The 21,637-nt window shown below is 67.2% G+C and carries 20 protein-coding genes; 9 read left to right on the top strand and 11 right to left on the bottom strand.

Annotated elements, in window-relative coordinates:
* Positions 1–52: 52 nt before the first annotated feature.
* Together N536_RS0110590 and N536_RS0110585 are read right to left on the bottom strand one after the other, a co-directional pair.
* Positions 53–2,197, bottom strand: a complete 2,145-nt coding sequence (locus N536_RS0110590) for an Rv1355c family protein (RefSeq protein WP_029113587.1) — start codon at positions 2,195–2,197, stop codon at positions 53–55.
* Positions 2,194–2,946: a hypothetical protein gene (locus tag N536_RS0110585; protein ID WP_029113586.1), complete on the bottom strand. Its 753-nt coding sequence runs from the start codon at positions 2,944–2,946 to the stop codon at positions 2,194–2,196. The genes N536_RS0110590 and N536_RS0110585 overlap by 4 nt, the downstream gene beginning before the upstream one ends.
* A gap of 438 nt (positions 2,947–3,384) precedes the next feature.
* Here N536_RS0110585 and N536_RS0110580 point away from each other — a divergent pair, with 438 nt between their 5' ends.
* The gene (locus N536_RS0110580) at positions 3,385–3,837 is read left to right on the top strand and encodes a MaoC family dehydratase (protein WP_029113585.1); all 453 of its coding nucleotides are present in this window, start codon (positions 3,385–3,387) and stop codon (positions 3,835–3,837) included.
* Positions 3,838–3,852: 15 nt separating this feature from the next.
* Here N536_RS0110580 and N536_RS0110575 read toward each other — a convergent pair whose 3' ends face one another.
* Complete coding sequence (locus N536_RS0110575; RefSeq protein ID WP_029113584.1) at positions 3,853–5,034, bottom strand: acyl-CoA dehydrogenase family protein; 1,182 nt, start codon at positions 5,032–5,034, stop codon at positions 3,853–3,855.
* A 95-nt stretch (positions 5,035–5,129) separates the two neighbouring features.
* Here N536_RS0110575 and fabG point away from each other — a divergent pair, with 95 nt between their 5' ends.
* The 4 genes from fabG to N536_RS0110555 are packed head-to-tail and all read left to right on the top strand — an operon-like array spanning position 5,130 to position 8,968.
* Positions 5,130–5,870 (top strand): 3-oxoacyl-ACP reductase FabG, encoded by a 741-nt coding sequence (gene fabG / locus N536_RS0110570; protein WP_029113583.1) that lies wholly within the window; start codon positions 5,130–5,132, stop codon positions 5,868–5,870.
* Positions 5,870–7,084: an acetyl-CoA C-acetyltransferase gene (locus tag N536_RS0110565; protein WP_029113582.1), complete on the top strand. Its 1,215-nt coding sequence runs from the start codon at positions 5,870–5,872 to the stop codon at positions 7,082–7,084. Before fabG ends, N536_RS0110565 begins: the two co-directional genes overlap by 1 nt.
* Entirely contained in the window at positions 7,081–8,274 is a 1,194-nt protein-coding gene (locus N536_RS0110560) for an acyl-CoA dehydrogenase family protein (protein ID WP_029113581.1), read from the top strand. The genes N536_RS0110565 and N536_RS0110560 overlap by 4 nt, the downstream gene beginning before the upstream one ends.
* The gene (locus N536_RS0110555) at positions 8,258–8,968 is read left to right on the top strand and encodes a GntR family transcriptional regulator (protein WP_029113580.1); all 711 of its coding nucleotides are present in this window, start codon (positions 8,258–8,260) and stop codon (positions 8,966–8,968) included. Before N536_RS0110560 ends, N536_RS0110555 begins: the two co-directional genes overlap by 17 nt.
* Before the next feature lie 290 nt (positions 8,969–9,258).
* On the opposite strand, the gene N536_RS0110550 is transcribed toward N536_RS0110555, so the two are convergent.
* A complete protein-coding gene (locus N536_RS0110550; protein WP_029113579.1) occupies positions 9,259–10,755 on the bottom strand; it encodes a class I adenylate-forming enzyme family protein in 1,497 nt (498 codons plus the stop codon).
* Positions 10,756–10,778: 23 nt separating this feature from the next.
* Here N536_RS0110550 and N536_RS0110545 point away from each other — a divergent pair, with 23 nt between their 5' ends.
* A complete protein-coding gene (locus N536_RS0110545) occupies positions 10,779–11,135 on the top strand; it encodes a DUF732 domain-containing protein (protein WP_029113578.1) in 357 nt (118 codons plus the stop codon).
* 13 nt (positions 11,136–11,148) lie between these two features.
* On the opposite strand, the gene N536_RS0110540 is transcribed toward N536_RS0110545, so the two are convergent.
* Genes N536_RS0110540 through N536_RS0110510 form a run of 7 tightly spaced genes read right to left on the bottom strand, consistent with a single transcriptional unit; the run spans position 11,149 to position 19,034 of the window.
* A complete protein-coding gene (locus tag N536_RS0110540; protein ID WP_029113577.1) occupies positions 11,149–11,970 on the bottom strand; it encodes a mycofactocin-coupled SDR family oxidoreductase in 822 nt (273 codons plus the stop codon).
* Complete coding sequence (locus tag N536_RS38005; RefSeq protein ID WP_051574398.1) at positions 11,967–13,580, bottom strand: class I adenylate-forming enzyme family protein; 1,614 nt, start codon at positions 13,578–13,580, stop codon at positions 11,967–11,969. The genes N536_RS0110540 and N536_RS38005 overlap by 4 nt, the downstream gene beginning before the upstream one ends.
* Positions 13,573–15,144, bottom strand: coding sequence for a class I adenylate-forming enzyme family protein (locus N536_RS0110530; RefSeq protein ID WP_029113576.1), 1,572 nt, complete (start codon positions 15,142–15,144; stop codon positions 13,573–13,575). Before N536_RS0110530 ends, N536_RS38005 begins: the two co-directional genes overlap by 8 nt.
* Positions 15,141–16,622 (bottom strand): class I adenylate-forming enzyme family protein, encoded by a 1,482-nt coding sequence (locus N536_RS0110525; protein ID WP_029113575.1) that lies wholly within the window; start codon positions 16,620–16,622, stop codon positions 15,141–15,143. The genes N536_RS0110530 and N536_RS0110525 overlap by 4 nt, the downstream gene beginning before the upstream one ends.
* Complete coding sequence (locus N536_RS0110520; protein ID WP_029113574.1) at positions 16,622–17,398, bottom strand: enoyl-CoA hydratase/isomerase family protein; 777 nt, start codon at positions 17,396–17,398, stop codon at positions 16,622–16,624. The genes N536_RS0110525 and N536_RS0110520 overlap by 1 nt, the downstream gene beginning before the upstream one ends.
* Positions 17,398–18,201, bottom strand: coding sequence for an enoyl-CoA hydratase/isomerase family protein (locus N536_RS0110515; RefSeq protein ID WP_231514477.1), 804 nt, complete (start codon positions 18,199–18,201; stop codon positions 17,398–17,400). Before N536_RS0110515 ends, N536_RS0110520 begins: the two co-directional genes overlap by 1 nt.
* A 14-nt stretch (positions 18,202–18,215) precedes the next feature.
* The gene (locus N536_RS0110510; protein ID WP_029113572.1) at positions 18,216–19,034 is read right to left on the bottom strand and encodes an enoyl-CoA hydratase/isomerase family protein; all 819 of its coding nucleotides are present in this window, start codon (positions 19,032–19,034) and stop codon (positions 18,216–18,218) included.
* Between the two features lie 131 nt (positions 19,035–19,165).
* On the opposite strand from N536_RS0110510, the gene N536_RS0110505 reads away from it, so the two are divergent.
* From N536_RS0110505 to N536_RS0110495, 3 genes are read left to right on the top strand one after another with little or no spacing between them, the layout of a single operon-like run.
* Positions 19,166–19,819: a PaaI family thioesterase gene (locus N536_RS0110505; RefSeq protein ID WP_029113571.1), complete on the top strand. Its 654-nt coding sequence runs from the start codon at positions 19,166–19,168 to the stop codon at positions 19,817–19,819.
* Positions 19,816–20,658, top strand: a complete 843-nt coding sequence (locus N536_RS0110500) for a FadR/GntR family transcriptional regulator (protein WP_029113570.1) — start codon at positions 19,816–19,818, stop codon at positions 20,656–20,658. Before N536_RS0110505 ends, N536_RS0110500 begins: the two co-directional genes overlap by 4 nt.
* On the top strand, positions 20,655–21,533 hold the full coding sequence (locus N536_RS0110495) for an enoyl-CoA hydratase/isomerase family protein (protein WP_029113569.1): 879 nt from the start codon (positions 20,655–20,657) through the stop codon (positions 21,531–21,533). Before N536_RS0110500 ends, N536_RS0110495 begins: the two co-directional genes overlap by 4 nt.
* The last annotated feature ends 104 nt before the right edge of the window (positions 21,534–21,637 follow it).

The following is a 21,637-nucleotide window of genomic DNA, read 5'->3' as shown; positions in this document are numbered from 1 at the left end:
TTCGGTGACGACGACGTCGAGGCTGCTTGGCACCCGTTCCTCCGGTATCTCGTCAGCCTTGCGGAGGAAGGCACTGGCGATTCGCGCGGCGGCGGCTGCGTACCGACGGTCGCGGGGCCCTGGTAAACCTGAGCACCAGTGCCTGCGACTCGTCCGGTGGTGTGCTCGCCAATTCTCGGAAATTGTATTGCAGTCGCTCGAGCTCGTGCTGGAAGGCCGGCGACAACTCCGCCATGTCGCGGCGGCCATGGGCGTAGAGGAAGACCGGTGAAACCGGTTGTACGGCCAAGCCGTACCGCCCCGCGGTGATCCAGACGGCCTCCACTGCCGATCCGGCCCGCGCATAGTCGGCCAGTGTGTCGCCGCGCATCGAGACGACGCCGACTGCGGCACCGGCATTCACCCTGTCGCGGGTGTCTTCGCCGAGCACCTCGCCGGCGTCCCACTCGGCGAGCTGGGCCACCACCTCGGGGCGCCGGAGCACGTTCAGCACGGCGAAGTCCGCAGGGGACAGCTCCAGGCTGCGTACGTCGATGCCGGACTCGGGTGCTGGGTCGAGTGGCCAGCGAATCTCGGCGAACATCTCGGCGTGCAGGTGCGGTGTGAGATACCGAATCCGGTCGGCTGCGGCAAGAAGCGCGGCGCTGGACTGGATTTCGTTGCGCGACGTCAGGAGTCGCAGGCTGGCCCCTTCTCGTTCGGCGGCCGTCCTCAGCGCGGTCGCGAGGTCGTCGCCGATTGGAACGGATGTCCCGTGGTGGCGGTTGGTCTCCCGCGCCAGCATGGGTTCGTGGAGGTCGGCCAGTTCGGGTTCCTCGCCGCTTGCCCACCGCACGGTGGCGATCAGCGGTGTGTGCTCGCCGCCCGGTGCGAGGGTGACTTCGCCGCGGTGTCCACGAGCCGCGACGGCGACGCGGGCGTTGAAGGTTGCCGCGCCCATCGCGACGGCGCTGGCGCGGAACCCCACGTCCATGGTCGACGTGTACTCGGTGGCGAGGCGAAGCGTCACGGAGCTGTCGGCCACCTCGACGTGCCACGGCTGAGCGTTTCCACCGGAGGGGGCGCGCAGGGCTGCGGCGGCAACGGCGCCGGACAACTCAGCGGGCGGCTCCGGATCGTCGTCGACCGGGGTGGCCGATGGGGGATCGGGATGGGTGAGCGGGTCGTCGATTCGATCGAGCACGGCACCCGCGTCGATCCGTACCCGGCCGGAGGGCAGGTGTTCGCGCAGTCCGATCCGCCGCACGGCCTCGGCAACCACGGCAGCCCCGAGCGACACTTCGCCCGACAGCTGTGGCCAGGTGGACAGCGTCTTGCCCACCTCGAACAGCGACGCCGCCATGCGCGGCGAAAGTCCATCCGCGTCGAGGAGCCGCAGCACGTGCGGGACCTTGTCCTCGGCGGACAGGTTCGCGAGGTCGGCGGCGGCGAGACCGCCGAGCAGGCCGTGCAGGACCGGACGCGTCGGGTCGAGGTCGAAGCGCTCCACGTCCATCAGCCCCCTGTCGCTGGTGGCCATCAACACGGGAATGCGCTTGGCCCGGGCCCTTTCGCGCACCAGAACCTTGGCGTCTAGGGAATCGCACTCCTCGACGACGACGTCCAAACCGTCCAGGAATTCGTCGACGGACTCCGGCGTGACGCCGGTCGTGTCTACCGTCACCGAAAGGTAGGGATCCAGCTCGGCGATGCGCCTGGCCGCGACGATTGCCTTGTTGAGGCCCTGGTCGAACACCGAAGCCGGGACCCGGTTGAGATTCGTCAACTCGATCTCGTCGAAGTCGGCAAGCCGCAGTTCGCCGCACAGGCCTTGCGCCGCGAGGGTATGTGCGACGGCGTGCCCGACGCTCAGTCCGATGACGCCGACTCTCAGCGTGCCGAGCCGCTCCTGTTCCTCCGCGGTGATGAGGTGACGATTCCGGTCCAGTCGCAGCCGTCGGTAGGCAGCAGAACCGAGGATGCCGACGACCGCCCGGCGCCACGGGTAGTAGGCCCAGCGAGTCGGTTCGTCGATCAGCTCCTGGCCGGGAGGCGGGATCAACCCCCGCAGGGCGGCACGCTGTTGGTCCAGGTGCTCGGTGAAGACGACGCCTGCATCGCCTCGCAGCTCGGCCAGCAACGTGTTCTGAGCGGCATCGAGGGGGTCGAGAATGATTGCTCGGTGTTGATCCTGATCCCGGTCCGCATGGACCGTCATTGCTGCCCTCCGGCCACCGGCACGGACTCCCCGGATCGGTCCAGGTGCCGTGCCAGGAGCCGGAACTCCGCTGCGATCCGCGAGATCTGCCGAGGCACCGCATGCTGGGAGAACGTGCTCCGATCCCACCACATCATCTTGGTCTGGTATCGCTCGTCCGGATACGGCGTGGCTGGAACCTGCGACGCCACCACCCCGCCCGAGGAGCGCCATCGAGCCAGTACGTGGTCCCCACTAGTGGCCAAGGCGAATTTCGCATCGAGCAACATCGTCGAATGCAAAGGAAAGCGGGCGAGGGCGTTGGTGAGCGAACGATTTCGATCCGGATCATCGCCAACCCACGCCGTTTTAATTTCCACGACGCCGAACGGTATTCGATCGGCGATCAACTTTCTCACCGTGGGCAAACCGGGTTGTCCGGCCCACTCGATGGTGGCGTGTGATTCGTCGGCATCCAGGTAGGGACCCTTCGCGCGGACGCCTGCGACCATTCGGCCGGACTGGTCGACGGCGCCGAGGAACAGCGAAGTTTCGCTGGGATGGCGCAATGACGCCTGGTCAAGTGCGCGTTCCACGCCGTGCTTGCGGTAGCTGTCCTGCGCTCCGCGTACGTATTCGGCCCACAGTGTCGGCTCGGACTTCGGCTCGGACACCACGAGCGTGCACTCCGTGTCCGGGTCGGACCACTCGATGCTGCCGTCTAGGCAAAGGGGAGCGGCATCGCTGGCATCCAGCGTGGAAACACTCATACGTGTCCGTTCTCCCTGCGGCCCAGCTGTCGTACGCGCCGCTGCATATGCGCATCCAACGGGTAGCAAATACCCGCTAAGTATCGCTTGTTCGTGGCCGTTTCGAGCCATTGCGTTGATCTAGTATTGACCGTTGTTTGCTCGTTAAAGCATCGGAACTTGAGCCTAGCGAATTAGTTTCTTACCACAGTTTCCGGTATGCCTGCAGTCCGGTAGTCATCGCGAGATGATGGCAAACGTCGCGCAGGGGTTGGTGGGTGGCGGGAATCGAGGCAATGAGTTTCCCACGCGCTTCTGCAAGTGGGCCTGCAGACCGCGTCGGAAGCTCGATTCCGCCCACGTTTCGCTGCCTACGGATGCCGGAGCGGGGTACCCCCTGGTGTCCCGGATACCCCACGCGCTACACATAGTGAAACGGCATCATTTCTAAGGAGTGCGGTGAAGGTCTTCGAGGGTCTGGTTGAGTTCGCGGCGGCAAGAGGCAGTCAATTCGGTCCCACCGAATGGCTGGAGATCACTCAAGACCGCGTCAACCTGTTTGCCGACGCCACCGACGACCATCAGTGGATCCACGTCGACCCCGAGAAGGCGGCCAACGGCCCGTTCGGTGGCACCATCGCCCACGGCCTGCTGACCTTGTCGCTGCTGCCGCACTTCTCGCACCAGTTGTACCGGGTGGACAACATCGCCATGGCCATCAACTACGGCTACAACAAGGTGCGCTTCATTACGCCAGTCAAGGTTGGCGCGAAGGTGCGGGCGCGCGGTGAGCTCACGGCCGTCAATCAGCTGAACGGTTCCGTCCAGGCGACCACGACGATCACCGTGGAGATCGAGGGATCCGAGAAGCCCGCTGCGGTGGCGGAGTCGATCGTCCGCTACATCGGCTGAGCGGCTCTGCAGGGGTCAGGACGACCGCTGCGCGGCCCTGACCAACCCGCCACCGATGATGAGCCGCTGGATCTCACTGGTGCCCTCGTACAGGCGGAGCAGTCGGACGTCGCGGTAGATGCGTTCGACGGGCACCTCCCGCATGTATCCACTGCCGCCGTGCACCTGAACGGCGAGATCGGCGACCTTGCCGACCATTTCGGTGCAGAACAGCTTCGCGGCGGACGGGGCGATGCGACGATCTTCGCCCGAGAGCCAGAGGCGTGCGGCGTCGCGCACCAGCGCGCGCCCGGCCATCACCCCGGTCTGCTGATCGGCGATCATCGCCTGCACCAGCTGGAAGTCGCCGATCGGCGTGCCTCCCTGGGTGGCGGTGGCGGCGTAGCTCACCGACTCGTCGAGTGCGCGCTGCGCGGCGCCAACGGCGAGCCCGGCGATGTGGATGCGACCGCGGGCCAGTGACGTCATGGCCGCCCGGTAGCCGATGTCCTCGGCGCCGCCGACGAGCGCCTCGGCACCCACTCGGACGTCGTCGAAGCTGACGTCGGCGGTCCAGGCGCCCTCCTGGCCCATCTTCGCGTCCTTCGCGCCGATCACCACGCCGGCGCTGTCGGCGGGCACCAGGAACACCGCGATGCCAGGGCCGTCGGCGTCTGCGGGCCTGCTGCGCGCGAAGACCACGAACAGGTCCGCGTTCGGCGCGTTGGTGATGAACCGCTTCTGGCCGGTGATCACCCAGCCTGCGTCGTCCCCGGAGCCATCGCGAACGGCCTTGGTCCGCAGGCCGGCCGGATTCGAACCTGCGCCCGGCTCGGTCAGCGCAAACGACGCCACGACCTCGCCGGAGGCGATGCCGTCAAGCCAGCGCGTCTTTTGTTCGTCCGTGCCGAATCCGACGAGTACCTGGCCGGCGATGCCGTTGTTGGTGCCGAACATCGACCGCAGGGCGAACGTGGTGTAGCCGAACTCCATTGCCAATTCGACGTCCTGGGCGATGTTCAGGCCGAGCCCGCCCCACTCCTGCGGTATCGCGTAGCCGAACAGGCCCATCTGCTTGGCCTGGTCGCGGAGGTCGTCGGGCACCCGGTTGCCGGTCATGATCTCCAGCTCACGAGGCATCACCACCGACCGGATGAAGTGCCGCGTCGCGTCGAGGATGTCCCGGAAGTCGGCTTCTGAGACAGCAGGGTCTGCCATGGGGGCGCTCTCCTGAGGCTGGTTGGACTTGCTGGCTACAAATATCATATTTTATGTTGGATTCCGTAAACCTCTCAGATTGGACGGGGCGCCACATGTCATTGCTCGACGGACGGACCGCGGTGGTCACGGGGGGAGCGCAGGGGATCGGCTTCGCGATCGCCGCACGCTATGTCACCGAGGGGGCCCGGGTGGTGCTCGGCGATCTCGATCCCGATGCCACCGCGGCGGCGGTGGAGAAGTTGGGCGGCAGCGGCGTCGCGATAGGGGTGCGCTGCGACGTGACGAACGCTGCCGACGTCGAAGCCTTGGTGGTCGCGGCGGTCGATACGTTCGGCGGACTGGACGTGATGGTGAACAACGCGGGCATCACGCGGGACGCCACGATGCGGAAGATGACCGAGGAGCAGTTCGATCAGGTCATCTCGGTGCACCTGAAGGGCACCTGGAACGGCACGCGCAAGGCGGCCGACGTCATGCGGGAGAACAAGCGTGGCGCGATCGTCAACATCTCGTCGATCTCGGGCAAGGTGGGCCTCGTCGGCCAGACCAACTACTCGGCGGCGAAGGCCGGCATCGTCGGGCTAACCAAGGCCGCGGCCAAGGAGGTTGCCCATCTAGGTGTTCGGATCAACGCCATCCAACCTGGCCTCATCCGGTCGGCGATGACCGAGGCCATGCCGCAACGGATCTGGGATGCCAAGCTGGCCGAGATCCCGATGGCGCGCGCGGGCGAGCCCGACGAGGTCGCCAACGTCGCGCTGTTCCTCGCCTCGGACCTGTCGTCGTACATGACCGGGACCGTGCTGGAAGTGACTGGGGGAAGGCATATCTGATGCGCGAAGCCGTGATCTGCGAACCCGTTCGTACGCCCATCGGCCGGTACGGCGGAATGTTCAAGTCCCTGACGGCAGTTGATCTGGGCGTCGCGGCGCTGAGGGGTCTGCTCGAGCGCACGCGCGTGGCACCCGACGAGGTCGGTGACGTCATCCTTGGCCACTGCTACCCGTCGAGTGAGGCGCCCGCGATCGGGCGGGTGGTGGCGCTGGATGCCGGCCTGCCCGTGACCGTTCCCGGCATGCAACTCGACCGTCGATGCGGATCAGGCCTACAGGCCGTGATCCAGGCCTGCCTCCAGGTGGGCACCGGCGCAAACGATCTCGTCATCGCCGGCGGCGCGGAGAGCATGAGCAACGTCGCTTTTCACTCCACCGACATGCGCTGGGGTGGGTCGCGCGGCGGCATCACGGTGCACGACGGCCTGGCTCGCGGCCGCACCACTGCGGGCGGGCGCAACTACCCGGTGCCCGGCGGCATGCTGGAGACCGCCGAGAATCTGCGCCGCCAGTACGCCATCCCGCGCGCTGAACAAGACGAGCTCGCGGTGGCCTCGCATCAGCGCGCGGTGGCGGCGCAGAAGAACGGGATCCTGGCCGAGGAGATCGTCCCGGTCACCGTGCCCACCCGTCAGGGCGAAGAGGTCGTCGACACCGATGAACATCCCCGCGCCGACACCTCTGTCGAGTCGTTGAGCCGACTCAAACCCGTACTGCTGCGCGACGATCCAGAGGCCACGGTCACCGCAGGCAACTCCAGTGGTCAGAACGACGCGGCATCGATGTGCATCGTCACCACGCCGGAGAAGGCGGCCGAACTGGGCCTGCGACCCTATGTCCGGCTGGTGTCCTGGGGCGTGGCGGGAGTGGCGCCGAACGTCATGGGGATCGGCCCCGTCCCGGCGACCGCGCTGGCGTTGGCCAAGGCGGGCTTGACGATGTCCGACGTCGACCTGATCGAGCTCAACGAGGCATTCGCCGCGCAGGCCCTGGCCGTGATGCGCGAGTGGGGCTTCACCGACGCCGACGCTGAGCGCACCAACGTGCACGGTTCGGGCATCTCGCTCGGGCATCCCGTGGGCGCCACGGGCGGGCGGATGCTGGCGACGTTGGCACGCGAACTCGACCGCCGCGGAGCCCGCTACGGGCTGGAGACCATGTGCATCGGAGGCGGCCAGGGACTCGCCGCGATCTTCGAACGGGTGAGCGCATGACACGCCTCGCACAGACCGTCGGATTGACGGAGTTCCAGACCGAAATCGTGGCCACCGTACGGCAATTCGTCGACAAGGAGGTCATCCCCAACGCCCAGGAGCTGGAGCACTCCGACACCTACCCGCAGCACATCGTCGACCAGATGCGCGAGATGGGGCTGTTCGGGCTGATGATCCCCGAAGCGTACGGCGGGCTCGGCGAATCGTTGCTCACCTACGCGTTGTGCGTGGAGGAGCTGGCCCGCGGTTGGATGAGCGTGTCCGGTGTCATCAACACCCATTTCATCGTGGCGTACATGCTGCGCCAGCACGGCACCGAGGAGCAGAAGCAACGGTTCCTGCCGCGCATGGCGACCGGCGAGGTCCGCGGTGCCTTCTCGATGTCCGAGCCCGAGCTGGGTTCCGACGTTGCGGCCATTCGCACCAAGGGTGTTCGCAATCCCGGCGGCGGCTACACCATCACCGGACAGAAGATGTGGCTGACCAACGGCGGCAGTTCCACCCTGGTGGCCGCGCTGATCAAGACCGACGAGGGAGCGGACAAGCCGCACCGCAACCTGACCGCCTTCCTCGTCGAGAAGCCCGCCGGCTTCGGCGAGGTGGCACCCGGCCTGACCATCCCCGGCAAGCTCGACAAGCTCGGCTACAAGGGCATCGACACCACCGAGCTGATCTTCGACGGCTACCAGTGCAGCGACGACGACGTCCTCGGCCACGCGCCGGGGCAGGGCTTCTTCCAGATGATGGACGGTGTCGAGGTCGGCCGGGTCAACGTCGCCGCGCGTGCCTGCGGTGTCGGCATCAGGGCGTTCGAGCTCGCCGTCCGCTACGCCCAGCAGCGCAGCACGTTCGGCAAGCCGATCGCCGATCATCAGGCGATCTCCTTTCAGCTGGCCGAGATGGCGACGAAGGTCGAAGCCGCTCACCTGATGATGGTCAATGCGGCGCGGCTGAAGGATTCGGGGGAACGCAACGACGTCGCGGCCGGAATGGCGAAATACCTTGCCAGCGAGTTCTGTTCGGAAGTCACTCAGCAGAGCTTCCGCATCCACGGCGGCTACGGCTACTCCAAGGAGTACGAGATCGAGCGGCTCATGCGCGATGCGCCGTTCCTGCTCATCGGTGAAGGCACCAGCGAGATTCAGAAGACGATCATCAGCAAGAGCCTCCTTCATGAGTACCGAATCTGACCCCGACTTCGTCGCCAGGCCGCAGCTGTCCGACGACGTGGCGCGCTACGTGCGACGGCGAATCTTCAACGGCACGTACGGCGCCGGCGAATATCTGCGGCTGGATCAGCTGGCGGTCGAACTCGGCATCAGCGTCACGCCGGTGCGGGAGGCGCTGCTGAACCTGCGTGCCGAGGGACTGCTGGTGCAGCAGCCGCGACGGGGATTCATGGTGCTGCCGGTCACCGCGCGTGACATCGCCGACGTCGCCAACGTGCAGGCCTTCATCGGCGGTGAGCTCGCAGCGCGTGCCGCGGAGAACATCAGCGATGAGCAATTGGCCGCCCTACGCGCGATTCAGGATGACCTGGAACGGGCCTACGAGCAGGACGACCTGGAGCGCACCGTGCGGCTCAACCACGAATTCCACCGCACCATCAACGTCGCGGCGGACTCGCCGAAGCTCACCCAGTTCATGTCGGGCATCACGCGGTACGCCCCCGAGTCGGTGTTCCCGACCCTTGCCGGCTGGCCGCGCCAGTCGATGAAGGACCATCGCCGGGTGATCGCCGCGTTCGAGAACCGGGACGCAACCCGCGCCAGGATGGCGATGGCGGAGCACTTCACGATCGGCGTCGCGCCGCTCACCGACCACCTGATCGAGCGTGGCGTCATCGCCGACGGCGAATCCGCGGCCAAGGCGGCCGGCTCGTAAGCGTCGGTTCCTGGCCGGGCCATCGCAACAACGGCTTCGGCTACCCCATTGTCCCGTCGAGCATCAATGGCCACTGGGCGCGATGATAGTGGAATTGCCCACCTATCAGCGACTTTCGTGCAGCTAAGTGCGAAAGTCGCTGTGAGGTGGGCAGAAAATTCATCGTATGTTCCGGCAGCTGCGATCGATGATCTCGGATGTGGTTCGTCGTCAGCGTTGAGGCATTGATTCTGCGTGGAGGGCGCAAGAGTGCGAGCAGAGCGCGCCACCACCGCATAGTCGACGGCCGGTCACTCCTGCGGCCCGTACCACGCCGCCACGTCCGCCGGCCTCACCTTCATCGCCGCGTTTCTGGGCAGTTCGGCGGCGGTGACGACCGCGACGGGCACGTGATGGCTGGGCAACGCGTCGCGCACCAGGTCCTTCAATTCCGATTCGGTCGGCGGTGTCGCCCCGCGCCTGAGTTCGACTGCGGCGAAGGGTACTTCGCCGAGTCTGCGGTCGGGAACGCCCACCACGCAGGCGTCGCGCACCGCCGGATGGGTGATCAGGACCCTGCGCACCGTTTCGGGCAGCACCTTGAAGCCGCCGCGGTTGATGGCACCGTCGCCCCTGCCGTACAGCGTGACGAAGCCGTCGTCGTCGACCGCGGCCACGTCGGTGGTGCGCACCCACTCCGGTCCCATCACCTCGACCCTGGCCTCGAGCATGCCCTGCTGTCCTGCAGGCACCTCCCGACCGGTGTCGGAATCGACGATCCGGACCTGAACGCCCGGCAGTGGCCTTCCGGAGCTGTCGGGTTTGTCGGCGCCGAAGCGGTGCCGCAACTCGGGCGTCCAACCGCACACCGAACCCGCGAATTCCGTTGCGCCGTAGGCCCACAACAGCGGCACGCCGAACCGCCGCTCGAACTCCTCCCGCAGTTCGCGCTCCAGCGGGCCGGCGCCCCCGACCAGGTACTCCAGCGATGCGAGGTCCTCTGCGGCCACGTCCGATTCGAGCAGCATCCGCACGATCGCCGGCTGCACGCCGCCTCGGCGCAGCTGGTAGGTCTTCACCGCGCGAACCCATTCGTCGACGGTGAACTTCTCCAGCAGCACCATGCGCTTGCCGGTGTATGCGGCGGCCAGCAGCTGACAGACGCCGATACTGCCGAACGGCCAGAACACCACGTCGGGTGGCTCGTCGGGCGACGTGGTGTGGCCGTGGGTGATGCTGAACACCGTGTGTTGCAGCACGGCGGTCCTGATCGGCACCCGCTTCGGCGGTCCGGTGGTTCCGCTGGTGAGGATGTGCACGCCTGCCAGCCGCAGCGCCGGGTCGGGCTCGATGCCCTCGATTCGTGCGCGGGCGGAGAGCAGTTCGACCGACGGCGCACTGCCTGCGGACCCCGAGGACACCGCCACCGCCGCCGTACCCGTGCGCCGCGCAGCGTCGACGACCGGACCGGTGCAGTCCTGCGCGTCGGCCAGCACGGCCGGCAGTCGAAGCCCTTCGACGTCGGTAGCGATGGACCGTTCGGACTGGAAGGAATAGATCATCACCACCGGCCGTCCGGTCGCGACGAAGCCGAGCACCGCCGCCGCGTGGGCCAGCCGGTTGCGCACCACGACACCGACCGGCTCATCCGCCGAGACGCCCGCGGCGGTCAGGGCGTGGTCGATGCGGGCCGAAAGATCCGCGACGTCATCGCCCGTGTACCAGGTGCGCTCAAACTCGATGAACGGCTGGTCGCGGTACCCGGCCAGACGTCGTGCCAGGGTGTCGGCGAACGGTTTCGGGGTCATCACACCGGGTTATCCTGGGTAGGGTGAAGCGCTTCATCGCCGGTATCACGACCGCGGTGGCCTGCGCAGCGGGCGCCGCCTTGATCACCGCACCGCCGTCGGGTGCTGACGAGATCGGCTACCTCGTCAACGTGACGGTACGGCCCGGATACAACTTCCCGAACGCCCGCGCGGCGCTCGACTACGGCTACGGATTGTGCGATCGGATCAGTCAACACCAGAGCTACGCCGATCTGGCGAATTCGATTCGGTCCGACTTCAACACCTCCGACGAGTTTCAGATCTCGTACCTGCTCAGCCAGGCCAGCCAGGAACTGTGCCCGGCTCAGATCTGGCAGCTGCGGCAGTCTGCCGCCGGTTACCGCGCACCCGCACCCTGACGTCATCGCCGCCTCAGTACTGGGTCGCGCCCTGGTCGATCGACATGGCCGTCGCGGTGACCAACCTCGACTCGTCACTCGCGAGCCACAGCACGGCGTCGGCGATGTCCTCGGGCTCCGCAATCCAGGTGGGCAGGAACGGGGTGATCATGTGCGCCAGCTGAGGGTTGCTCTCCATGGTCCGGCCGATCGCACCGATCATGTCGCCGGATCCCATGTCGGAGTTGACTGCTCCGGGATGCACGCTGTTGACCCTGATCGAATGCCTGCCCAGTTCGGCGGCGAACGCGCGCGCCATGCCGGTGACCGCGTGCTTGCTCGCGGTGTAGTGGATCATGAACGGCTGCATCTTCACGCCCGCCGCCGAGCTGATCAGGATCACCGATCCGCCACGGCCGCCGTCGATGATGTGCTGCGCGCCGGCCATGACGGCGTTCCAGGTGCCGGTCACGTTGACGTCCATCACGTCGCGGAAGTCGGCGGGCGTGATCTCGTTCCAGACCTGCGGTGCCGCGATGCCGGCATTGGCGACGATGACGTCGAGGCGGCCCAGCTCCGCGACACCGGCGCTGACCGCCTCGCACATCCCGTCGTAGTCGCGGGTGTCGACCACCGAGGCGACGATCCGTCGTCCGGTGGCCTCGACCAGACGGACCGTTTCGTCGAGGTCCTCGGTGCTGGCCGGTAGATAGGGCACGCAGTCGGGCAGCTTGCCCGCGATGTCGACCGCGATGACGTCCGCGCCCTCGGCGGCCATCCGCACCGCATGTGCGCGGCCCTGGCCCCGTGCGGCCCCGGTGATGAATGCGACCTTGCCCTCGAGCCGACCCGTCATTCGAACTCCTTCTCCGGCCTTGCGGCCCCTGAGTGAACCCGCATCTCCAGTGTCTGAGAGCCAGTGAGCATTTCGCGAATCCCTTGGACATCAGCCTTGCCGGTGGATCCTCTCGGCACGTCGTCCTCGGAGTCCAGCAGCAGCCATACGGTGGGAACCTTGAACGAGCTCAACAGCGACCTGGCGGCGGCATGCAGCTCGCGCGCCGTGGTGCTTTCGGTGTCGCACACGACGACCGCACCCACCCGGTCGCCCCGGTCGTCGGGAACGTTGGTGACGAACGCACCGTCGACGCCCGCGATGGTAAGCAAGGCCTGCTCGACTTCGCTGGGGCAGACACCTGCGCCGCTCACCTTGAACATGTCGTCGGATCGACCGTGGTAGAACATGAACCCGTCCTCGTCCAGATGGCCGAGGTCGCCGGTGGGGTAGAAGCCGTCGGCGGTGAACACGTCCTCCCGGCTGCGCCTACAGATGCCGCGCAGGGCGTGCGGTCCCCGGATCTGGATCATGCCGACGTTGCCGGGAGGCACGGGTGTTCCGTCGGCGAGGTCGACGACGCGCACCTCCATGCCGGAAAACGGCCTGCCGCAACTTCCCCACGCGGATTCCGGCATGTCGGTGTCGGCTCGGAAGCCGCAGTACGGCCCGAACGCCTCGGTCATGCCGAACAACGTGGCCCGGGTGCCCTTTCGGCCGCGTTGCTCCGGTGGTAGCAACGCCTCCAGGCTGCCGGGTCGCAGCGGGGAAAGGTCGGCACCAGCCGAATCGGCGTGGCGGGCAAGCGCTTCGGCTTGATCGGGCCAGCCGCGGAACAACGTGACCCGCTCCCGCTCGATCAGTGGCAAGGTGGTGTCCGGGTGGGGCGAGGGTTCGGTGACCAGGGTCGCACCGGCCAGTAGCGCGGACAGCACGCCGCCCGCGAAACCGCCGACCCAGAAGAACGGCATCGGAAGGTAGAGCCGGGTGCCGGGGCCGATGCACCGCGGTTCGAGGCCGGACCGCACCGCGCCCAGCGCGCTGCCGTGGGAGTGCACGACGCCCTTGGGCATGCCCGTGCTGCCGGAGGTGAACATCACCACCAGCGGATCGCTGGGAGTCACGGCGGCGGTCATCGCGTCGACCACGTGCGTCGGGCCGGGACGGGCGACTGCGGCGAGCAACGCATCGGGCGCCCAGACGTGGCGCAGCGCCGGAAGTTTCGGATGCCGCATTGCCTCGTCGCCGAAGCCCGAGATCTCCAGCTCTGCGCACAGCTCGTCGCGATACCGGTGACCGCGAAACTCGCCGACGGCCACCAGGTACTGGACCGAGGCGACGCGCAGCTGCGCCACCAGCTCACGGGGTGACAGCAGCGTGCTCAGCGGTACCAACACGGCGCCGATCCTGGTAAGCGCGACGGCCAGCAAGACCCAATCGACACCGTTGGGCATGATCAGCCCTACCCGGCTGCCCTTGCCGACGCCCCGCTCGACGAACGTGGCCGCGAGTCGCAGGGATACGGAATCGAGAGTGGCATAGTTGATCCGGTCGGTCGGGTCGATCACCGCCGGTGTGGTGCCATCACTAGCGGCGCGCACCCTGACGAGCGCGTCGATGGTGTCAGACATCGAACACCGTCCGCAGTCCCCGGACGTCGATCTTGCCGCTGGACAGCACGGGAATCGCGGCCGCTGGTAACGCGACGAACTTGCGCGGCACCTTGTACGCGGACAACTCCGTACCCAACAGCGCCCGCAATCCGATCTCGTCGAACCCGTCGACGTCGTCGGTGACCACTACCGCGGCGACGACCTCACCGCGGTCGGCATCCGGAATGCCCACCACGTGCGCCACCATCCCGCCGGTGACCCTCGCGATCACCTTTTCGACCTCGGCGGGCGAGACGTTGGCGCCGGAGGTCTTGATCATCGTCGTCCTGCGCCCGACGAAGTACACGAACCCGTCGAGGTCGGCGCACACCAGGTCGCCGGTGTGGAACCAGCTGTCGGGGTCGAAGCACTCCTCGCGACTTCGCCGGTGGTAGCGCTGCATCAGATGCGGTCCGCGGATGTGGAGTTCCCCGAGGGCCCCTGGCGCCACGACCGCACCGGTGTCCGCGTCGACGATCCTGATCTCGAAGCCCGGTGCCGGTTTGCCGTACGAGCCACGCCGCACCTCGGGCTGATCGGATTCGTCGGCACTGATCAGCAGGGTGCCGCCGGCCTCGGTCATGCCCAGCATGTTGTGCCGGAGTTCGGGATCCGCCGGGCGAGCGTCGGGAGGCATGATGGGGTAGAGGTTGCCTCGTCGCATCGAGGAGAGGTCGCGCCGGCTGAAGGTGTCGTGACGGGCGAGATGTGCGATGGCGGCGGCGAATCCGTTGGTGACGGTCGGGCGTTGCTCCTCGAGCAGATCCAGCGTTTCGCCGGTGTCCACGGCGTTCGAGCACACCAGCGTGCTTCCGGCGACGAGCGTGGCGAGCAGCGCGAATCCGAAACCGCCGACCCAGAAGAACGGCGAGTTGCAGAACAGCCGGTCGTCGGCGGAGAGGCCACGGATCGCGTTGAGGTTCTGCTGATGGGTGAGCATCGCGGCGTGGGTGTGGATGGCACCCTTCGGTGCACCCGTCGATCCAGAGGTGTAGACGACGACGAGCGGGTCGCAGCCGTCGACGTCGTCCTCCAGCGCCCGCAGCAACGCGTCGTCGACCGTCTCCGCGCGTGCTGCGACGTCGGACTGGTCGAACGCCACGTGCCGCAACTGCGGTGCAGCAGAACTGAATACGGGCACAGTGACGTCGAAGAATTCGACGTCGAGCACCTCGGACAGTCGTCGTGTGTAGTCGTGGGACCGAAACTGCCGCGTGGCCAGCAGGATCGAGACGTCGGCTTCGGACAGTTGTTCACCGAGTTCGCGCGCGGTGGAGAAGGTGGTGAACGGCACGACCACGGCACCGATCCGCGCGGCGGCCAGCATGCCGACGACGAAGTCCGCACCGTTCGGGTAGAGCAGCCCGACGTGGGTGCCCTTGCCCGCTCCGAGGGCGACGAGTCCGCGGGCCAGCTTCGCCGAACGGCGTTCCGCATCGACGTAACTCAACTGATCGCCGTCGCAGACCAGCAGCGGATGCCGACCACGCGTCTGCGCCTGCTCGCGTACGACGCGTGCCACGGTGAGTGAACCAACCGTCACGGCTCGGTCCGGGAACTGGGAATGCGGTCGGTGAAGTGCCTGCGGACCGCAGTCAAGTCCGCCTTGCCCGACGGTGTCCGCGGGATGGCGTCGACGACCGCGATCTCGGCGGGAATCTCGTAGCGCGCCAACCGGATTCGCAGGTACTCGACCAGATCGTCGGAGGAGACCTCGTCGCGCAGCTCGACCATCGCGACCGGCGTCTCGCCGAGGCGGTCGTCCGCGATCCCCACGACGGCCGCCCCAGCGACGGCGTGGTGGCTCTCAAGTGCCGTGCGCACGTCGTCGGGCATGACCTTGAACCCGCCGCGAATGATGGCCTGGTCGGCACGGCCGAGGATCCAGAGAAAGCCGTCGGCGTCGATGCGTGCCATGTCGGTGGTCCGAATCCAGTCCGCCATAGGCCCGAACTGGCCGGGCTTCACCTCGAGCAGTCCAGGCTCGTCGGGGCCCAGCTCGTTGCCTCCCGCGTCGACCACCCGCAACCGGGCGCCGAGGGTGGCCCGACCGACGCTGCCGCGCTTGGCGTGCCAGTGTCTCTGGTGGTCGGCCAATGTCCAGCCGGCCACGCCACCGCCGAATTCGGTTGCGGCATAGGACGTCAGCACGGGGATGCCGAACTTGTCGGTGAAGGCGTCGGCGTCCGCGGCCGACAGCGGCGCGGTGCCGGACGTGACGGCCCTGACGCTCGACAAGTCGTCGCGCGTGAGCTCGGAGTGCAGCACCATGCGCAGCGCTGCGGGCACCAGCGATACCGCCTTCGGGCGGTACTTGCGCACCGCGTCGGCCCAGCGCTCCAGCTCGAAGCGCGGCAGCAAGACGAACGGGCGCGCCTCGGTGACACACTGCAGCACCCGGAACACACCGCCGATGTGCACCAGGGGAGCGTTGACGATCGCGACACCGCGCCGCAGCTCGGTGGGAGCGGCCGCGTCCGGCCCGGCGCCGAGCACGCTTCGGGCGAGCATGTCGTAGGTCAGGTCGACGCGTTTCGGCGGGCCGGTGGTGCCGCTGGTCAACATCCGCACCGCGACTCCGGGCCTGCCGTCGTCGGTCGTCGGCACGGTGGCCGCGCTCACCTCCGGGGCGTCGGTGAGGTCCGAGATGGTCAGCAGGGTCGTCGTGTCCGCCGGGGTGACCAGCGTGGCAACGTCGTCGGCAGTTCCGATGATCAGCGGCAGATGCATGGCCGCGACGTCGGACCGGGTGCGGTCGTCGCCGCGGGCGGGATTGATCACCACCAGCGTCGCTTCGGCCAGCAGCACGCCGAGGAAGGTGGCGACGTGGGCCGGCGTATTGCGGAGCAGCACCCCGACCTGGGGTTGGCCGCCACCGTGGCGCGCGACGAGTGCCTCTACGCGACGGGCGTGGAGGCCCACCTCGCCCCATGTCGACCACCGACCCTCGTACTCGAGCGCGGGGGAGTCGGGCGCCAGCTCCAACACGTCGGCGAGCCGCTGGCTCAGCGGGTGGACCATCAGCGGATCCTCGGCGGCTGCGGTCGGCGGCCGGGGTCCAGTTCGGCCTGACCGAGCGGGTTGCCCAGCCGGGTGTAGATGAGGTTTTGGTCGAGCGCTGCGCGATAGGGCTTGTCCAGTGACTCCCAGATCGCCTTGACCGTGCCCTGTGTCGCCGACGTGGGGTGCGCGGCGATCATGCTGGCGATTTCGTGGGCCCGCGACCACAGGTCGTCGGCGTCGACGATCTCGGTCACCAGACCGATCCGCAGCGCGGTCTCGGCGCTGACCCGTTCGTCGTTGCCTACCAACGCCATTCGCAATGTGTCGCCAAGGCCAATCTTGCGCATCAACCCGATGGGCTCGAGTGCGGACACCAGCCCCGCACTGACGTGCGAGTCGAAGAAGGTCGCATCGGTGGAGCAGATCACGACGTCGGACTCGTTGACGAAGTAGAACGCGCCCGCCGTGCACATGCCCTGCACGGCGCACACCACGGGTTTCCACATCTTCTGCCACTTCGGACTCAGCAACTCGCCAGGATCTTCGTGGTTCCACACGTTCTCCGGCTGGCCGTACGACGACTTGACGTCGAGACCGGCACTGAACGCGCGGTCGCCTGCGGCGCGCAGCACGACGGCGTGCACGCGCTCGTCGAGTTTGATGGTGCGCCAGACGCGGACCATTTCCTCACACATCGCGCGGTTGAAGGCGTTGAGCCGTTCCGGCCGGTTGAGCGTGATGGTGGCGACGTGCGCGGCTTCGTCCACGTCGAGCAGAACGGTCTCGAAGGTCATTAGCGGCACTGCCAGTTCGGGGCCCGCTTCTCCATGAAGGCCCGCGGCCCCTCGAGCGCGTCTTCCGTGCGCACCACCCGCTCACGGAACGTCTCGGCGAGGATCTCGCCCTCGTGCAGCGGGAGGTCGAGCGTCTTGTGGATGGCCAACCGGGTGCCGCGCACGGCGAGCGGCGCATTGGAGTTGATGACGTCGGCGATCTCGTGCGCGCGCTCGAGAAGCCGGTCGTGTTCGACGATTTCGGTGATCATCCCCAGGTCGAAGGCGCGTTGCGCGCTCATCCGTTCGTGCTTGCCCATGATCGCCATGCGCAGTGCGACGTTGCGCGGCAGCACCCGCGCCAGCCGCACCATCTCGCGTCCGGCCACCAGGCCGATGCTGACGTGGGGATCGAAGAACGTCGCCTGCTCCGATGCGATCACGACGTCACCCGTCGTCACCCAGTCGAGCCCGGCGCCGCAACACAGTCCGTTGATGGCGGCCAGCACCGGTTTGGCCATCCGCCGGAATGGGGGAGTGCCCTCCTGCGGGGCCTCCCACTGTTCGAAGGTGGACAGGTAGGGACGTTCGTTGAGGACCTTGCCGTCGCCGGGGATCTCCTTGACGTCGGCACCGGTACAGAACGCCCGGCCGGTGGCGGTGACGATCAGGATCCAGACGTCGTCATCGTTCTCGGCGGCGTCGTAGGCGGTGCGCAACTCGGTGATCATGTGCGGGCTCAGTGCGTTGAGCGCGTCGGGGCGGTTCAGCGTGATGGTGGCCTTGTGGTCGGCGACCTCGTACTTGATCGTGTCGAACGACATGCTGTTCCCTTCGGTCATCGACCGTTGAAGTCAGGCGTGCGGTGTTCCTGGAACGCCGCCAGGCCTTCCTTGAAATCCTTTGTCCGGCTGGATAACTCCAGGGCGTAGAGTTCCTGCGTCATGGCTTGCTCCAGGGTGGACGCCTGCCCGGTGCGGATGGCCTGCTTGGCCAGCCCGATCGCCACGGTGGGCCCGGAGGCCAGCCGGGTCAGTAGTTCGTTCACGACGCCATCCAGTTCGGCCGCCGTGGCGGCGTGATGGATCATGCCCCAGTCCGCGGCATTCGAGCCGCTCACCTTCTCGCCGAGCAACAGCATCCGCCGGGCCCTCGCCACCCCGACCAGTCGGGGCAGCAGCCACGTCGCCCCCGAGTCCGGGCTGAAACCCCTGGAAATGAACGGCTCCCAGAAGACGGCGTCGTCGGCCGCCACGGTGAAGTCCGCCGCCAGGGCGAGGTTGCAGCCGAGGCCCACCGCCCATCCGCGCACCGTGCACACCACGGGCAGCGCGACCGTCTGGACCAGTTCGATCACGCGGTGCGCGGTGAGCGGTATCCGCCGCACCAGATCGCCGGTGCGGGGGCGTTCTCCGCTGGTGTTGGTGGCCACCCAGTCCGCCCCCGAACAGAAGTCGTCTCCCGCACTGGTGATGTGTATCGCGCGCAGTCCGTCATCGGTGGCAGCGTCGGTGAGCGTGTCGACCAGCGTGTCGATCATCGGATGGCTCAGCGCATTTCGCCGACCAGGGCGGTCCAGTATCAGCCGCAATACTGCGCCGTCGCGGGACACCGTCACCGAACCGTCGGTCGCATCCGGATCGGGCCCTTGACTCACCGTTGGGTACACCCTTTCGCATTGTCTACGGTTAGCCCTACAGTAGGCGATACCATTACTATCCTGTACAAGTTAGCAAGGAAAGACCGCCGACGGAAGAACCGGTGTGCGGAAGCGGAACGAGGTGACGGATGGCTGAGCGCCCCACCTTCGGTGAGCAACCGCTACCACAGACCGTTGCCGCGGCCGCGTCGATGCGCAGGCTCACCAGCTTGTTGCTGTCCCTCGAACACGATCACCCCACCGTCGAGAAGATGCTGGCCCGATTCGCCGAATGGGAGGCCCAACTCGCCGCCGCCGTTCCGCCCGACCCGACGCCACGCTTCGGCGAGGATCGCGAGGGCACGCAACGGCTGTACCTCAACCACGCCACGGACGTCGCAGCGTTCAACCCGTGCTTTCCCGAGTACGAGTTCGAGCGCATCGACGCCGACACCGCGGCGGGCACGGTCACGTTTCCGGTTGCCTACGAAGGCCCGCCCGGAATGGTGCACGGCGGCTTTCTCGGCGTGTTCTTCGATTGCGTAGTGCAACACCACAACTGCGCCACGGACCCGTCCGGCATGACCCGGACGATGACCGTGACCTATCGACGGCCGGTGCCCTTGCTCGCGGAGCTTCGCTTCGACGTGGTCCGCATAGAGACTGAAGGGAAGATCCGTTCGACGGGCCGCCTGCTGCTCGGCGACGACGTGCTGTGCGTCGGCGAGGTACATGCGGTCGTGCTACCGCCGAACCGTTTGACGCGTCTCGTGTTTGGGTCGCGGCGGGGCAGCGCGCCGTGAGCGCCACCCGCATCCGCTCACCCAGGGTCGCCGAGATCGTCGCATCCCGATTGCGCGAGGACATCCTGTCGGGGCGACTGACGGAGGGTGACGTCCTGCCGTCTCAGGAATTCCTGCTCGGCGAACTCGGCGTGAGCCCGCCGGCGCTGCGCGAGGCGATCCACATCTTGGAGGCCGACGGGCTCATCTCGGTGCGGCGCGGCAACGTCGGCGGCGCTGTGGTGCATCTACCGTCGGCGGAGAGGACCGCGCACATGATCGGCATGGTGTTGCAGTCGCGCGACTCGACACCCTCCGACGTGAGCGGTGCGCTGATGTATCTGGAACCGGTCTGCGCCGGCATGTGCGCTGCCCGCGAGGACCGGTTGACAGAGGTCGTCCCGTACCTCGAAGCCGAGATCCGCATCCAGCACGAGCAGTTCGACGACACCGCGCGGTACGTGCCGAACGCGCGCCGGTTTCACGAGGCGCTCGTCTCGCGGTGCGGCAACGAACCGATGATCCTGCTGATCGGTTCCCTGGAGCTGATCTGGTCTGCGCACGAGTCGGCAGTGTGGAGTGATGAGTCCACCCCCGACGGCCGGGATCCCGCCATGCGGCGCGGAACGATGCGTGCCGCCCTTCGCGACCATCAACGCATCGTCGATGCGATCCGTGAGGGCAACCGCAGCAAGGCAATTCGACTGGCACAGGACCACCTTGCGGCCGCTCGACGCAACACCCTCGCGTTCGGGATGGACAAGACGATCGAGGCGAAGCTGATCTCTGGGTCCGATCATCTCGGGTCGCGGATGCACACCAATGGCCGCGCAAGAGCCGACGAGGAGAACGACCGATGACATCCACCGACGAGCGCGTGCTGTTCGAGGTCGACCGCGAACTGCGGATCGCGACGATCACGTTCAACAATCCGAAGCAGCGCAATTCGTACGACGCCGCGATGCGCGACGCCGTCGGTCGTTGCCTGGACGTCGTCGCCGAGGACGACGACATCACGGTGGTGCTGCTGCGCGGCGCCGAAGGCGTGTTCTCCACGGGCGCCGACATGAACAACGCCTACGGCTGGTACGGCGACAAGGAGGGCGCGGAGAAGCCGGCCAAGAGCCGACCGAGTCAACGTCGGCGACTTACGGTGGATCGCAAGTCGTTTGGGTTCTACCACAACCTGATGGGCTTTCCGAAGGTCACCGTTGGTGAGATCGGCGGGTTCGCGCTCGGTGGCGGTTTCGAGATGGCGCTGATGACCGACATCTCGGTCATCGCGCGGGACACCAGGATCGGCATGCCGGCCACGCGGTTCCTCGGCCCCGCCCTTGGCAGCCTGCACATGTTCTTCCACCGACTCGGTCCGGTGCTGGCCCGGCGCATGTTGCTGACCGGCGACATCATCGAGGCCGGCGCGGTGGAGCACCTCGGCGTCTTCACCGAGACCTGTGCGCCCGAGGCGGTGAGTGCGCGGGCCTGGTACTGGGCGCAGAAGGTGGCGAAGATGCCCGCCGACGGCGTCGTCATCGCCAAGGAGGCGTTCCGCTGGGTCGAGCAGAGCCAGGCCTACCAGGGCGAGGAGGTGGCGAGCTACCTGTTCCACGCCTACGGCACCAATCTGCAGTTCGCGCCGGGGGAGTTCAACTTCGTCAAGACCCGCGCTCAGCACGGCACCAAGGAGGCGTTCCGCCTGCGTGACGAACATTTCCACGTGCCGGAGCCGGAGTGACCGCGCTGCGCCTCGGCGGCAATACACTATCTGCTAGTTTTGTAACGTCGCTCAACGTCCGAAATGCTGCCTGACTTGCAGCGAGAGAGTTCGAGGTCAACACC

Origin of the sequence: Mycobacterium sp. URHB0044 (assembly GCF_000620625.1) — a bacterium.
GTDB lineage: Bacteria > Actinomycetota > Actinomycetes > Mycobacteriales > Mycobacteriaceae > Mycobacterium.
This window is presented reverse-complemented; position numbering and strand designations above follow the sequence as displayed.